The sequence below is a fragment of the Streptomyces sp. NPDC048353 genome (assembly GCF_055587165.1).
Genome location: NZ_JBVJGU010000001.1, coordinates 938,674 through 952,443, shown reverse-complemented (window position 1 = coordinate 952,443; position 13,770 = coordinate 938,674). Strand labels below are relative to the sequence as shown.

Genomic DNA, 13,770 nt, shown 5'->3' with positions numbered 1-13,770 from the left:
AGCGGAGTCCGAAAGATGGACGTCATCCGGCCGCCCGCTCGTGGACGCGCTTGGCCAGGCGCGCGGTCGCCGCGGCGGGGTCGTCGGCCTCGGTGATCGCCCGGACGACGACGATCCGGCGGGCGCCCGCGTCCAGGACCTCGTCGAGGGTGGTCTCGTCGATGCCGCCGATGGCGAACCAGGGGCGCTCCTGGGGCAGGGAGGCGGCGTACCGCACGAGCCCGAGGCCGGGAGCGTACCGGCCGGGCTTGGTGGGGGTGGGCCAGCAGGGGCCGGTGCAGAAATAGTCCACGCCCGGTTCGGCGACGGCGGCGTCGACCTCGGACTCGGCGTGGCAGGAGCGGCCGATCAGCACTCCCCCGGACTCGGTCCGGGGGGATTCCCAGCCGAGGATGGCGCGGGCGGCGGGGACGGGCAGGTCTCCCTGGCCGAGGTGCAGCACGTCGGAGCCGATGGCGTGGGCGACGTCGGCCCGGTCGTTCACGGCGAGGAGCGTGCCGTGGCGGCGGCAGGCGTCGGCGAATACGGCGAGGTGCTCCAGCTCCTCGCCGGCCTCCAGGCCCTTGTCGCGGAGCTGCACGATGTCCACGCCGGAGGAGAGCACGGCGTCGAGGAACGCGGGCAGGTCGCCCTGGCGCCTGCGGGCGTCCGTGCAGAGGTAGAGCCGGGCGTCGGCGAGCTGCGCGCGTGGCGTGGACATGGGTGGTTCCCCCCGTGGGCTGCGGTGGTGCCGTGGGGCCGGGGCGGGCCCGGCCCCACGGGCCTCCTGTGGTGGCGTGGGTGCGTCAGACGGCGAGCGCCTGGGCGCGGCGCTTCACCTCCGTGCCGCGATTCTCGCTGAGGGCCTGCGCGGGCGTGCCCGGCAGGGTCGGGTCGGGAGTGAAGAGCCACTCCAGCATCTCTTCGTCGGTGAAGCCGTCGTCCTTCAGGAGCGTCAGGGTGCCGCTGAGGCCCTTGACGACCTTGTCGCCGTCGATGAAGGCGGCGGGCACCTGGAGCGCCCGGTTCTCTCCGCGGCGCACGGCGATGAGCTGGCCCTCCTTGACCAGCTGCCGCACGCGCGTCACCTCGACATCGAGCATTTCCGCGATGTCGGGGAGGTAGAGCCAGGCGGGGACGAGAGCATCGATTCTTGCGTCAATCTCGGTCACGGGAACAAGCCTGCCATCTGGGACTGACAGTCGGTAGTCGGGCCCCGTGGAGTGTCCGCGCCCGGCCGGGGCGGGGGCATGGGCGCGCGGCTCCGGCCGGGCCGCTGGGCACGTCTCAGAGGACCGCCGTCTTCAGGGCGACGGCCGGGTCGGTGGCCCGGGCGGGGTCGAGGCGGGCGGCCGCCTCGATCAGCTTGCGGCCCTGGGCCAGGTCGCGGGGGCGGCCCACGGCGAGCAGGGCGACCAGGACGCCCGCGCGCAGCCAGAGGACGGACCAGGAGGCGCCGGCGGGGTCGCCGCGGCGGACGAGCGCGTCGGCGGTGGTGTGGTGGCCCGCGTACTGCACGAAGCGGCCGAACTGCTCGGACCAGAAGTACGGCACCGGGTCGTAGGCCCCGGGGTTCTCGCCGATGATGTCGGCCGCGACCGTCCGCGGGCCCTGGAGGGCGTTGTCCCAGTGGTGGACCAGGAGCCGCTCGCCGTAGCGGGCGGACGGGAAGGAGGCGCAGTCGCCGACGGCGTACACGCCGGGTACGGAGGTGCGCAGCCGGTCGTCGGCGGTGAGGGAGCCGCCGGCGTCGAGGGTGACGCCGGAACCGGTGAGCCAGTCGGTGGCGGGGCGGGCGCCGATGCCGACGACGACGGCGTCGGCGGGCAGCCGCCGCCCGTCGGCGAGGACGACGCTGCCGGCCTCGAAGCGGTCCACGCGCGCGTGGGTGAGGAGAGCGGCGCCGCTCTCCTCGTACCAGCGGGCCATGGGGGCGGCGACCTCGGCGGGCAGGGCGCCCGCGAGCGGGTGGTCGGCGGCCTCCACGACGGTGACGGCGCAGCCCGCCTCGCGCGCGGCGGTGGCGAACTCGGCGCCGATCCAGCCGGCGCCGACGACCACGATGTCGTGGCGCCGTTCCAGGACGGGCTTGAGCCGGGCGGCGTCGTCGAGGGTGCGCAGCAGATGGACCCCGGGCACGCCCTCGGTGCCGGGAAGGGTGACGGGCTGGGCGCCGGTGGCGACGACCAGGACGTCGTAGGGGACGGGCCCGGCCTCGGTGTCGATCTCGCGGTCGCCGGCGCGCAGGCCGGTGACCTCCAGGCCGAGGCGCAGCTCGATGGCGAGTGCTTCGAAGTCGACGTCGAAGGCCGAGTCCTCGGCCTTGCCCAGGAGTACGGCCTTGGAGAGCGGGGGCCGGTCGTAGGGCTGGTGCGGCTCGGCTCCGATGAGGGTGACGGGGCCTTCGAAGCCCTGTTCGCGCAGGGCGACGGCGGTCTGCACCCCCGCCATCCCGGCGCCCACGATCACGACGTGCTGCTGTGCCTGCTTCTGCTCGCTCACCCGATCACCTTACGCAGCTGACGTGCCGTCAGGAAGGCGGCGGTCGCACCCGCGACGGGCCGGCTCCTCCCGCCGGGGCCGTCCGCCCGGCTCGGCGCCTCTTCCCGCCCGCGCCCCGGGGGAGGCGGGAGGCTCCCTTACCGGCCGCCGAGGGCGGGGGTTAGTCTGACCGTCAACGTAGAGCACTCGCGGGAGCCCGGACGCACCGGGCTGAGAGGGAGGCTGGCCGGCCTCCGACCGTACGAACCTGATCCGGGTCATGCCGGCGAAGGGAGGGGCTGGACGCCCATGCCATCACGTACGCCACACCTCGGTGCGCCGTCCGCGCGCACCCCGGACTCCGGTGCGCCGTCCGCGCGCGCCTCGCACGTCCGGACACCGCACGTGCACACCGCGCACCCCGGGACACCACCCGCCCGTGCCTCCTCGGACGTCCTCGTCATCGGGGGCGGGATCATCGGCCTCGTCACGGCCTGGCGCGCGGCGCAGCGCGGGCTGCGGACGGCGCTCGTCGATCCGGAGCCCGGGGGCGGGGCGGCGCGGGTGGCGGCCGGAATGCTCGCCGCCGTCACCGAACTCCACTACGGCGAGGAGACCCTGCTCGGCCTCAACCTCGCCTCCGCGCGCCGCTATCCCGACTTCGTCGCGGAGCTGCGGGACGCCACCGGCCAGGACGTCGGCTACCGCTCCTGCGGGACGCTCGCCGTCGCGCTGGACGCCGACGACCGGGCGCACCTGCGGGAGCTGCACGCCCTGCAGACGCGGTGCGGTCTGGAGTCGGAGTGGCTCAGCGGGCGCGACTGCCGCCGTCTGGAGCCGATGCTGGCCCCGGGCGTCCGGGGCGGGCTGCGGGTCGACGGCGACCACCAGGTCGATCCGCGCCGGCTGGCCGCCGCGCTGGTCACCGCCTGCGAGCGGGCCGGGGTGGTCGTCCACCGGAGCGTCGCCGAGCGGCTGACGGTGGTGCGCGACCGGGCCGTGGGCGCGGTCCTCGCGGACGGGACGGAGCTCGGCGCCGACCAGGTCGTCCTCGCCGCCGGCAGCCTCAGCGGCCGGCTCGACGGCGTACCGGAGGAGGTGCTGCCGCCCGTACGGCCCGTCAAGGGGCAGGTGCTGCGGCTGAGCGTGCCGCCGGCGTACGCACCGTTCCTCTCCCGGACGGTCCGGGCCGTGGTGCGCGGCAGCCACGTCTATCTGGTGCCGCGCGAGAACGGGGAGCTGGTCGTCGGGGCGACGAGCGAGGAGCTGGGCTGGGACACCACCGTCACGGCGGGCGGGGTGTACGAACTGCTGCGCGACGCGCACGAGCTGGTGCCCGGCATCACCGAACTGCCGCTCACCGAGACCCGGGCGGGCCTGCGACCCGGGTCCCCGGACAACGCGCCGCTGCTCGGGCCGAGCGCCCTGCCGGGGCTCCATCTGGCCACCGGCCACTACCGCAACGGGGTGCTGCTCACCCCCGTCACCGGCGACGTCATGGCGGAGGTGCTGACCACCGGCACGCTCCCGGACGAGGCCCGTCCCTTCACTCCCCGCCGCTTCTCTCCCGTACGTCTGGAGCAGCCCGCATGAACGTGCTGAACGTGTCCGTGAACGGGGAGCCGCGCACGCTTCCCGGCCCCGTCTCGCTCGACGCCCTGGTCGCCACCCTCACCGCTGCGCCCTCGGGGGTGGCCGCGGCCGTCAACGAGACCGTGGTGCCGCGCGGCCGGTGGGCCGTGACGGTCATCGGCGACGGCGACCGGGTCGAGGTCCTCACCGCCGTCCAGGGAGGCTGAGCCGATGTCCGACGACACCTTCGTCCTCGCGGGTACGGAGTTCTCCTCGCGCCTGATCATGGGCACGGGCGGGGCGCCCAGCCTGGACGTCCTGGAGCGCTCGCTGGTCGCCAGCGGCACGGAGCTGACGACGGTCGCCATGCGGCGACTGGACCCGACGGTGCGGGGCTCGGTCCTCTCCGTCCTGGAGCGGCTCGGGATCCGGGTCCTGCCGAACACGGCGGGCTGCTTCACGGCGGGCGAGGCGGTGCTGACCGCGCGCCTGGCCCGGGAGGCCCTCGGGACCGACTGGGTCAAGCTGGAGGTCGTCGCCGACGAGCGGACCCTGCTGCCGGACGGGGTGGAGCTGCTCGACGCGGCGGAGACGCTGGTGGACGACGGCTTCACGGTCCTGCCGTACACCAACGACGACCCGGTCCTCGCGCGGAAGCTGGAGGACGTCGGGTGCGCCGCGATCATGCCGCTCGGTTCGCCGATCGGCTCCGGGCTCGGGATCCGCAACCCGCACAACTTCCAGCTGATCGCGGAGCGGGCCGGGGTGCCGGTGATCCTGGACGCGGGGGCCGGGACGGCTTCGGACGCGGCGCTCGCGATGGAGCTGGGGTGCGCGGCGGTGATGCTGGCGTCGGCGGTGACCCGGGCGCAGGAGCCGGTGCTCATGGCGTCGGCGATGCGGCACGCGGTCGAGGCGGGCCGGCTGGCGTGGCGGGCGGGCCGCATCCCCCGCCGCCATTTCGCCGAGGCGTCCTCCCCCGCGGAGGGCCGCGCCGCCCTGGACCCGGAGCGTCCCGCGTTCCGATGACGTGATCCCGGCCACCCCGTCCCGTCACAGGTGCGCTGCAGTCGCCGGTGGCGGCGACGGGGTGTCCGCGGGGACTCGTAAACTCGGGGCCGTGGACACGACCCTTCAGGACCCTCTCGTCGGGCAGCTGCTCGACGGCCGCTACCACGTCGACGCGCGCGTCGCCGTCGGCGGGATGGCCACGGTCTACCGGGCCGTCGACACCCGCCTCGACCGGGTGCTCGCGCTCAAGGTGATGCATCCGGCGCTGGCGACCGACGCCACCTTCGTCGAGCGGTTCATCCGCGAGGCGAAGTCCGTGGCGCGGCTCTCCCACCCCAACGTCGTCGGGGTCTTCGACCAGGGCGCGGACGGGGCGTACGTCTATCTCGCGATGGAGTACGTCGCCGGCTGCACCCTGCGCGACGTGCTGCGCGAGCGCGGCGCCCTGCAGCCCCGGGCCGCGCTGGACATCCTGGAGCCCGTCCTCGCGGCGCTCGGCGCCGCGCACCGGGCCGGTTTCGTCCACCGGGACATGAAGCCGGAGAACGTCCTGATCGGGGACGACGGCCGGGTCAAGGTCGCCGACTTCGGTCTCGTACGGGCCGTCGGCTCGGCCACGAACACCACCGGCTCCGTCCTCGGCACGGTCTCGTACCTCGCCCCCGAGCAGATCGAGCACGGCACCGCCGACACCCGCGCCGACGTGTACGCCTGCGGTGTCGTCCTGTACGAGATGCTGACCGGCGGGAAGCCGCACGGCGGGGACACGCCCGCCCAGGTCCTCTACCGGCACCTGAACACCGACGTCCCGGCCCCCTCGGCCGTCGTCCCCGGCCTCGCGGTCGAGCTGGACGAGCTGGTCACGGCGGCCACCGCTCGCAACCCGGAGATCCGCCCCTACGACGCCGTCGCGCTGCTCGCCCTGACCCGGGAGGCCCGGGCGGCCCTCGGTGACGAGCAGCTCGACGCGGTGCTGCCGGGGGCGCGCGCCGAGACATACGGGGCGGGCGAGGACGGCTCCGAGGACCGGACCAGCGTGATCCCGCGCACCGCCGTGCCGCAGCACACGAGCCGGCTGGCGATGCCCCCGGAGCCCGAGCCGGAACCGCGTCCCTCGCGCCGGGCAGGCGGCTTCGCGGGCGCCGGTGGCGTGGGGCCCGGTGCGCGCCGGCTGCCCCGCCCGCGCGGTCCCCTGCTCGTCCTCGCCCTCGTCCTGGTGGCCCTCGGGCTCGGCGGCGGCGTCTGGTACATCAATTCCGGCCAGTTCACCCGGGTCCCCGCCATCCTCGGCCAGAGCGAGGCCCAGGCCACGCAGCGGCTGGAGAAGGCGGGCCTGGAGGTCGGGAAGACCCGGCGCGCGTTCAGCGAGGTCTACGAACGCGGGACGGTCATGGCCACGGACCCGGCCCCGGGCGAGCGCATCCGCGGAAACGGCACGGTGACGCTTACCCTCTCCCGCGGCCCGGAGATCGTGAAGGTCCCCCGCCTGGAGGGCAGGACGCTCGCCGAGGCCAAGCGGATGCTGACCGAGGAGGGCCTGGCCCCCGGTGTGGTCACGGAGGCCTTCAGCGAGGACGTGCCGCAGTCCGCGGTGATCGGCTCCGACCCCGGGCCCGGCACCGAGCGCTCCCCCGACTCGGCGGTCGCCCTGATCGTCAGCAAGGGCGCCCCGATCGAGGTTCCCTCCGTGTCCGGCGAGTCCGTGGCCGACGCCACCCAGACGCTGCGGAACGCCGGGCTGAAGGTGCAGGTCGCGGCCGAGCGGATCGACTCCCCGCGGCCGGCCGGTTCGGTCGCCGCCCAGTCCCTGGCCGAGGGCAGCCGCGCCGCCCGCGGCGACACGATCACCCTCACGGTCTCCAAGGGGCCGAGGATGATCGAGGTGCCCGACGTCATGGGCGAGCAGATCGACACCGCGCGCGAGCGGCTGGAGGGCGCCGGCTTCGAGGTGGAGGTCAAGAAGACCTTCCCCTTCCTCGGCGACACCGTCTCCGCCCAGTCCGTCGAGGGCGGCTCCACCGCCCCCGAGGGCTCCACCGTCACGCTCACGACCAAGGGACTGTAGAGACTCATGCGCAACCCCGTCGGCGGCCATGTCCCCGTGGCCGGCGGCCTCGCCACGACCGGCCTGGCCTACGCCCGCGAGCTGGGCGCCGAGGCCGTCCAGGTCTTCGTCGCCAATCCGCGCGGCTGGGCCACCCCGGTGGGCAACCCCGCGCAGGACGAACGGTTCCGCGCCGCCTGCGAGGCCGCTTCGATGTCGGCCTGGGTCCACGCCCCGTACCTCATCAACTTCGGCTCGCACACCGAGGCGACGGTCGAGAGGTCGGTGGAGTCGCTGCGGCACTCGCTGCGCCGGGGCCGGGAGATCGGCGCCAAGGGCGTGGTGGTGCACACCGGCTCGGCGACCGGAGGCCGCCCGCGCGAGGAGGCGCTGGCGCAGGTGCGGGAGCGGATGCTGCCGCTGCTCGACGAGCTGACGCACGAGGACGACCCCTTCCTGCTCCTGGAGTCCACGGCCGGGCAGGGCTCCTCGCTCTGCTCCCGTACGTGGGACTTCGGGCCGTACTTCGACGCGCTGGACCACCACCCGCGGCTCGGGATCTGCCTGGACACCTGCCACATCTTCGCGGCGGGGCACGACCTGACCGGCCCGCACGGCGCGACGCAGACCCTGGACCTGCTGGTGGAGACGGTCGGCGAGGGCCGACTGAAGCTGATCCACGCCAACGACTCGAAGGACGTCGTCGGGGCGCACAAGGACCGGCACGCGAACATCGGGTCGGGCCACATCGGCCAGGAGCCGTTCCGGGCGCTGATGCGCCACCCGGAGACGGAGGGCGTGCCGCTGGTCATCGAGACGCCCGGCGGCAAGGAAGGACACGTGGCGGACGTGGAGCTGCTGAAGAAGCTCCGCGGCTGACGCCCACACGTTGAGGAATACCCCTAGGGGGTATACGGTTCTTGGAGAGGCAGGAACCGCTATCCGACGTTGGGGGCTCGTCATGGAGCACGAAGCGCACACCGGCCACCCCGGCCGGCAGGACCACCGGAACCCTCACGACCACCACGGAGACCACACGGCCCACGGGCACCACGGCGGCGGCGCGGTGTCCTGGTCGATGGCCGTGAAGGCGACGCTGCACTGCCTCACCGGATGCGCCATCGGCGAGGTCCTCGGCATGATCATCGGCACGGCCCTCGGCTGGGGCAACGCCCCCACGATGGCGCTCGCCATCGCCCTGGCCTTCCTCTTCGGCTACTCCCTGACCCTGTGGGCCGTCGTCCGCGCCGGGCTCTCACTCAAGGCGGCCATCGGCGTCGCGCTCGCCGCCGACACCCTCTCCATCACGGTGATGGAGATCGTCGACAACGGGGTCCTGCTGCTGGTCCCGGGCGCCATGGACGCGCATCTGTCGGACGCGCTCTTCTGGGGCGCCCTCGCCTTCGCCTTCCTCGTCGCCTTCCTGATCACCACACCCGTCAACAAGTGGATGATCGGCCGCGGCAAGGGCCACGCGGTGGTCCACCGCTACCACCACTGACCCCGCCGCCCGGCTCGGCGACCCGGGGCGGCTACAGCTCCGGGCCGTCGCCCGGCTCCTCCTGGTAGGAGTAGCGCTGCTCCGTCCAGGGGTCGCCGATGTTGTGGTAGCCGCGCTCCTCCCAGAAGCCGCGGCGGTCGGCGGTCATGTACTCCACGCCGCGGACCCACTTGGGCCCCTTCCAGGCGTACAGATGGGGCACCACGAGCCGCAGCGGGAAGCCGTGCTCGGCGGTGAGCAGCTCCCCGTCCTTGTGGGTGGCGAAGATCGCGCCCTCGGCGGCGAAGTCGGAGAGCCGCATGTTGGCGCTGAAGCCGTACTCGGCCCAGACCATGACGTGCGTGACGTTGGCGGCCGGCGGGGCGAGCTCCAGGACCGTACGGGCGGGCACACCGCCCCATTCGGCCCCGAGCATGCTGAATTTCGTGACGCAGTGCAGATCGGCCACCACCGTCGAGAACGGCAGGGCGGAGAACTCCTCGTGGTTCCAGCACCGCTTGTCGCCATCGGCGGTCGCGCCGAAGACGCGGAATTCCCAGCGGTCGGGCTTGAACCTGGGCACGGGGCCGTAATGGGTGACCGGCCAGCCGCGCTGCAGCCGCTGCCCCGGCGGAAGATCCGACTGCGCCGCTTCCCGGTGTACTCCGCTCTCCGGCTGACCCATGTCCTCCATGGTGACAGACGGCGAGGGGTGGTCATGACCAGTGAACGCCGGGGTAGGAGCCTTTCGGGGCAACTCCCACTAAGCCTGCACTTACTGGACGCCCCCCATCCGTGGTGCAAGGATGCGGCCATCCTGCCCAGTCATTACGTAGACATGCGTGGAAGGAGCCTCTGCGATGCAGGGCGACCCCGAGGTCCTCGAGTTCCTCAACGAGCAGCTGACCGGCGAGCTTACGGCCATCAACCAGTACTGGCTGCACTACCGCATCCAGGACAACAAGGGCTGGACCAAGCTCGCGAAGTACACCCGCGAAGAGTCCATCGACGAGATGAAGCACGCGGACAAGCTCACCGAGCGCATCCTGATGCTCGACGGGCTGCCCAACTACCAGCGGCTCTTCCACGTCCGGGTCGGTCAGACGGTCACCGAGATGTTCCAGGCGGACCGCCAGGTGGAGGTGGAGGCGATCGACCGCCTCAAGCGGGGCATCGAGGTCATGCGCGCCAAGGGGGACATCACCTCGGCGAACCTCTTCGAGGAGATCCTGGCCGACGAGGAGCACCACATCGACTACCTCGACACCCAGCTTGACCTGATCGAGAACCTCGGTGAGTCCCTCTACATCTCGACGCTGATCGAGCAGCCCAGCTAGGTCTAGGCGGCTTCGGAGAGCTCGTCCGGGACCGGCAGGTCGGTCGCGAGGGCGGGCATGCCCTGGTCGAGGAGCTCGCGCCGGGGGCAGTTGCCGCGGCCGAGGATGGCCTGGATACGGCGGACACAGGAACCGCAGTCGGTCCCGGCCTTGCAGGCGGAGGCGATCTGGCGGGGTGTGCAGGCGCCCGCGTCCGCGTGGGCCTTCACCTGCTTCTCCGTGACACCGAAGCATGAGCAGACGTACACGCGGTTCACCTCCTGCCGAGATCGATAAGGCTAACCTAACCTTACCCGGCACGCCCGGCGCGTAAAAGCCCCGTGAACGACGGTGGGGCGCGGATCACATGGATCCGCGCCCCATCGTCGTAGGAACACACCTACTGATCGCGACCGCTAGTCGCGGTACAGCTCCGCCACCAGGAAGGCGAGGTCCAGCGACTGGCTGCGGTTGAGCCGCGGGTCGCAGGCCGTCTCGTAGCGCTGGTGCAGGTCGTCGACGAAGATCTCGTCGCCGCCGCCCACGCACTCGGTGACGTCGTCGCCGGTGAGCTCGACGTGGATGCCGCCCGGGTGCGTGCCGAGGGCCTTGTGGACCTCGAAGAAGCCCTTGACCTCGTCGAGCACGTCGTCGAAGCGGCGGGTCTTGTGGCCGGAGGCCGCCTCGAAGGTGTTGCCGTGCATCGGGTCGGTCACCCAGGCGACGGTCGCGCCGGAGGCGGTGACCTTCTCGACCAGCTCCGGGAGCTTGTCCCGCACCTTGTCGGCGCCCATGCGGACGATGAAGGTCAGCCGGCCGGGCTCGCGCTCCGGGTCCAGGCGGTCGATGTACGTCAGCGCGTCGTCGCCGGTGGTCGTCGGGCCGAGCTTGATCCCGATCGGGTTGGCGATCCGCGAGGCGAACTCGATGTGCGCGTGGTCGAGCTGGCGGGTGCGCTCACCGATCCAGACCATGTGGCCGGAGGTGTCGTACAGCCGGCCCGTGCGCGAGTCGGTGCGGGTGAGGGCGCCTTCGTAGTCGAGCAGCAGCGCCTCGTGGGAGGCGTAGAACTCGACGGCCTTGAACTCGGCCGGGTCGGTGCCGCAGGCCTTCATGAAGTTCAGCGCGTTGTCGATCTCGCGCGCCAGCTGTTCGTAGCGCTGGCCCGAGGGGGACGACTTCACGAAGTCCTGGTTCCAGGCGTGCACCTGGCGCAGGTCGGCGTAGCCGCCGGTGGTGAAGGCGCGCACCAGGTTGAGCGTCGAGGCGGACGCGTTGTACATCCGCTTCAGGCGCTCCGGGTCCGGGACGCGGGCCTTCTCGTGGAAGTCGAAGCCGTTGACGGAGTCGCCGCGGTACGTCGGCAGCGTGACGCCGTCACGGGTCTCGGTCCCCTTCGAGCGGGGCTTGGAGTACTGCCCGGCGATGCGGCCGACCTTGACGACGGGCACGGAGGCCGCGTACGTCAGGACGGCGCTCATCTGGAGCAGCGTCTTGAGCTTGGCACGGATGTGTTCGGCGGACACGGCGTCGAAGGCCTCGGCGCAGTCGCCGCCCTGGAGCAGGAACGCCTCGCCACGGGCGACGGCTCCCATCCGGGCGCGCAGCTGGTCGCACTCGCCCGCGAAGACGAGCGGCGGATACGACTCGAGGTCCGCGATCACATCGCGCAGAGCCTCGGCATCGGGGTACTCGGGCTGCTGCGCCGCGGGCAGGTCTCGCCAGGTCGCCTTGGCGACGGCGTGGGAATCAGCGTTCACGGTCACACCACCACAGTACGTGGCGGCGGGCGCCGTCCAAGCCACTGACCGCTTGCTGAGACGGATGAGAGGGACACGACAGAGCCGATGGGCTACGATCTCGGCCATGTTCGCGCAGACGACCCGTAACTGGTGGTGGACCGCTCATCCGGCGGCCCACTGACTGCGCGTACCCGAACACGCGAAGGCCGCCCGAGGGGCGGCCTTCTCTGTTTTCCCGGGCCGTTCCTCTCCGCTCCACGGAAGGAACGCATCGATGGACCTCTCCCGCCTCCTGGACGACTCCTGTCCCCCGTTCGCGCTGCTGCGCCGCCGTACCCCGGGCCGTGACCACGACACCGTCGAGGTGCTGATCGGCGCGGTGCACGAGGCGGAACGGCTCGCCGACCTGCCGGTCGGGCCGCTGCCGACGCTCGCGCTCGTGCCGTTCCGGCAGATCCGCGAGCGGGGCTTCGACGTCCGCGACGACGGCACACCGCTCTCCGTGCTGGTCGCCGAGGAGGCGTACGAGCTGCCGCTGGCCGCCGTGACGGAGCGGCTGCCGGCCCATGACGTACGGGTGGAGGGCGGCGGGTTCGACGTGTCGGACGCGGCCTACGCCGCCACCGTGCGGCGGGTGATCGACGAGGAGATCGGGTCCGGGGAGGGCGCCAACTTCGTCATCCGGCGCACCTACACGGGCGAGATCCCGGGCTTCGGGCGGGCCGACGCGCTGGCCCTGTTCCGGCGGCTGCTCACCGGCGAGCGGGGCGCGTACTGGACGTTCGTCGTCCACACCGGGGAGCGGACGCTGGTGGGCGCGAGTCCGGAGGTGCACGTCCGGATGTCCGGGGGCACCGTCGTGATGAACCCGATCAGCGGCACGTACCGCTATCCGTCCGGCACCGCGCCGACCCCCGAGGGCCTCCTCGCCTTCCTCGCCGACCGCAAGGAGACCGAGGAGCTGTCCATGGTGGTCGACGAGGAGCTGAAGATGATGTGCACCGTCGGCGACCGGGGCGGGGTGGTGATCGGGCCCCGGCTCAAGGAGATGGCACATCTCGCCCATACGGAGTACGAGCTGCGCGGCCGCTCCTCCCTCGACGTGCGGGAGGTGCTGCGGGAGACGATGTTCGCGGCGACCGTCACCGGGTCCCCGGTGCAGAACGCCTGCCGGGTCATCGAGCGCCACGAGTCGGGGGGCCGCGGCTACTACGCGGGGGCTCTCGCGCTGCTCGGCCGGGACGAGAGCGGGGCCCAGACGCTGGACTCGCCCATCCTGATCCGTACCGCCGACATCTCCGCCGGCGGCCGGCTGCGGGTGCCGGTCGGCGCGACGCTGGTCCGGCACTCCGATCCGGCGGGCGAGGTGGCCGAGACGCACGCCAAGGCGGCCGGGGTGCTCGCCGCCCTGGGGGTACGGGAGGGGCGGCCCGGCGACGGGGCGGCGCCGGCGGGTCGGCTCGCCGACGATCCCCGGGTACGGGCGGCGCTGGACGCGCGGCGGGCCGACCTGGCGCCGTTCTGGCTGCGGATGCAGGTGCGGTCGGCGGAGCTGAGCGGCCACGCCCTGGTGATCGACGCGGAGGACACCTTCACCGCGATGCTCGCCCACCTGCTGCGCTCCTCCGGGCTCGACGTCTCGGTGACGCGCTACGACGAGCCGGGGGTGCGGGAGCTGGCCCTCGCGCACGAGGGTCCGGTGATCCTCGGCCCCGGGCCCGGCGACCCGGGGGACACGGCCGATCCGAAGATGCGGTTCCTGCGGGGGCTGACGGCCGACCTGGTCCGCGACCACCGCCACGGCCTGCTGGGCGTCTGCCTGGGCCATGAGCTGATCGCGGCCGAGCTGGGTCTGGAGATCGTCCGCAAGCGGGTGCCGTTCCAGGGGGCGCAGGTGCGGATCGACCTCTTCGGGCAGGAGCGGACGGTCGGCTTCTACAACAGCTTCACGGCCCGCTGCGACGACCGGACGGCGACCGAGCTGGCGCTGCACCGGATCGAGGTGAGCCGGGACGCGGAGACGGGCGAGGTGCACGCGCTGCGCGGGCCGGGCTTCGCGGGCGTGCAGTTCCACCCGGAGTCGGTGCTGACAAAGGAGGGGGCGGAGCTGACCGCGTCGCTGCTCGCCGGGGTGCTGGTCTAGGG

General features: G+C 72.9%; 15 protein-coding genes and 1 riboswitch. Of the genes, 9 read left to right on the top strand and 6 right to left on the bottom strand.

What is annotated here, in order from left to right:
- Positions 1–22: 22 nt before the first annotated feature.
- From thiE to ACZ6RC_RS04255, 3 genes are all read right to left on the bottom strand, one after another.
- The gene (gene thiE, locus ACZ6RC_RS04265; RefSeq protein ID WP_391140759.1) at positions 23–700 is read right to left on the bottom strand and encodes a thiamine phosphate synthase; all 678 of its coding nucleotides are present in this window, start codon (positions 698–700) and stop codon (positions 23–25) included.
- Between the two features lie 85 nt (positions 701–785).
- Positions 786–1,151 (bottom strand): Rv2175c family DNA-binding protein, encoded by a 366-nt coding sequence (locus ACZ6RC_RS04260; RefSeq protein ID WP_137989908.1) that lies wholly within the window; start codon positions 1,149–1,151, stop codon positions 786–788.
- 115 nt (positions 1,152–1,266) lie between these two features.
- Positions 1,267–2,430 carry an NAD(P)/FAD-dependent oxidoreductase gene (locus tag ACZ6RC_RS04255; RefSeq protein WP_469579441.1) on the bottom strand — a complete coding sequence of 388 codons (1,164 nt, stop codon included), beginning with the start codon at positions 2,428–2,430 and terminating at the stop codon, positions 1,267–1,269.
- A gap of 229 nt (positions 2,431–2,659) precedes the next feature.
- A riboswitch (TPP riboswitch) is annotated at positions 2,660–2,772 on the top strand.
- On the opposite strand from ACZ6RC_RS04255, the gene thiO reads away from it, so the two are divergent.
- The 6 genes from thiO (at position 2,770) to ACZ6RC_RS04225 (ending at position 8,588) form a co-directional block, all read left to right on the top strand.
- A complete protein-coding gene (thiO, locus tag ACZ6RC_RS04250; protein WP_469579162.1) occupies positions 2,770–4,053 on the top strand; it encodes a glycine oxidase ThiO in 1,284 nt (427 codons plus the stop codon). It overlaps the preceding riboswitch by 3 nt.
- The gene (gene thiS, locus ACZ6RC_RS04245; RefSeq protein WP_391140761.1) at positions 4,050–4,259 is read left to right on the top strand and encodes a sulfur carrier protein ThiS; all 210 of its coding nucleotides are present in this window, start codon (positions 4,050–4,052) and stop codon (positions 4,257–4,259) included. Before thiO ends, thiS begins: the two co-directional genes overlap by 4 nt.
- A 4-nt stretch (positions 4,260–4,263) precedes the next feature.
- Positions 4,264–5,061 (top strand): thiazole synthase, encoded by a 798-nt coding sequence (locus ACZ6RC_RS04240; RefSeq protein ID WP_391140762.1) that lies wholly within the window; start codon positions 4,264–4,266, stop codon positions 5,059–5,061.
- 91 nt (positions 5,062–5,152) lie between these two features.
- A complete protein-coding gene (gene pknB / locus ACZ6RC_RS04235) occupies positions 5,153–7,108 on the top strand; it encodes a Stk1 family PASTA domain-containing Ser/Thr kinase (protein ID WP_469579159.1) in 1,956 nt (651 codons plus the stop codon).
- Positions 7,109–7,114: 6 nt separating this feature from the next.
- Positions 7,115–7,966, top strand: a complete 852-nt coding sequence (locus tag ACZ6RC_RS04230) for a deoxyribonuclease IV (RefSeq protein WP_391140764.1) — start codon at positions 7,115–7,117, stop codon at positions 7,964–7,966.
- An 82-nt stretch (positions 7,967–8,048) separates the two neighbouring features.
- Positions 8,049–8,588: a DUF4396 domain-containing protein gene (locus tag ACZ6RC_RS04225; protein WP_469579157.1), complete on the top strand. Its 540-nt coding sequence runs from the start codon at positions 8,049–8,051 to the stop codon at positions 8,586–8,588.
- A gap of 31 nt (positions 8,589–8,619) precedes the next feature.
- Here ACZ6RC_RS04225 and ACZ6RC_RS04220 read toward each other — a convergent pair whose 3' ends face one another.
- Positions 8,620–9,252, bottom strand: a complete 633-nt coding sequence (locus tag ACZ6RC_RS04220) for a sulfite oxidase-like oxidoreductase (protein ID WP_391140766.1) — start codon at positions 9,250–9,252, stop codon at positions 8,620–8,622.
- A 175-nt stretch (positions 9,253–9,427) separates the two neighbouring features.
- Between ACZ6RC_RS04220 and bfr the strand changes: the two genes are divergently transcribed.
- Positions 9,428–9,904, top strand: coding sequence for a bacterioferritin (gene bfr / locus ACZ6RC_RS04215; protein ID WP_391140767.1), 477 nt, complete (start codon positions 9,428–9,430; stop codon positions 9,902–9,904).
- A 2-nt stretch (positions 9,905–9,906) separates the two neighbouring features.
- On the opposite strand, the gene ACZ6RC_RS04210 is transcribed toward bfr, so the two are convergent.
- Together ACZ6RC_RS04210 and ACZ6RC_RS04205 are read right to left on the bottom strand one after the other, a co-directional pair.
- Entirely contained in the window at positions 9,907–10,161 is a 255-nt protein-coding gene (locus tag ACZ6RC_RS04210) for a (2Fe-2S)-binding protein (protein ID WP_391140768.1), read from the bottom strand.
- Between the two features lie 138 nt (positions 10,162–10,299).
- On the bottom strand, positions 10,300–11,649 hold the full coding sequence (locus ACZ6RC_RS04205) for a class II 3-deoxy-7-phosphoheptulonate synthase (RefSeq protein ID WP_391140769.1): 1,350 nt from the start codon (positions 11,647–11,649) through the stop codon (positions 10,300–10,302).
- Positions 11,650–11,707: 58 nt separating this feature from the next.
- On the opposite strand from ACZ6RC_RS04205, the gene ACZ6RC_RS04200 reads away from it, so the two are divergent.
- Complete coding sequence (locus ACZ6RC_RS04200; RefSeq protein WP_469579154.1) at positions 11,708–11,806, top strand: trp operon leader peptide; 99 nt, start codon at positions 11,708–11,710, stop codon at positions 11,804–11,806.
- A gap of 93 nt (positions 11,807–11,899) precedes the next feature.
- A complete protein-coding gene (locus tag ACZ6RC_RS04195; RefSeq protein ID WP_469579153.1) occupies positions 11,900–13,768 on the top strand; it encodes an anthranilate synthase family protein in 1,869 nt (622 codons plus the stop codon).
- Positions 13,769–13,770: the final 2 nt, after the last annotated feature.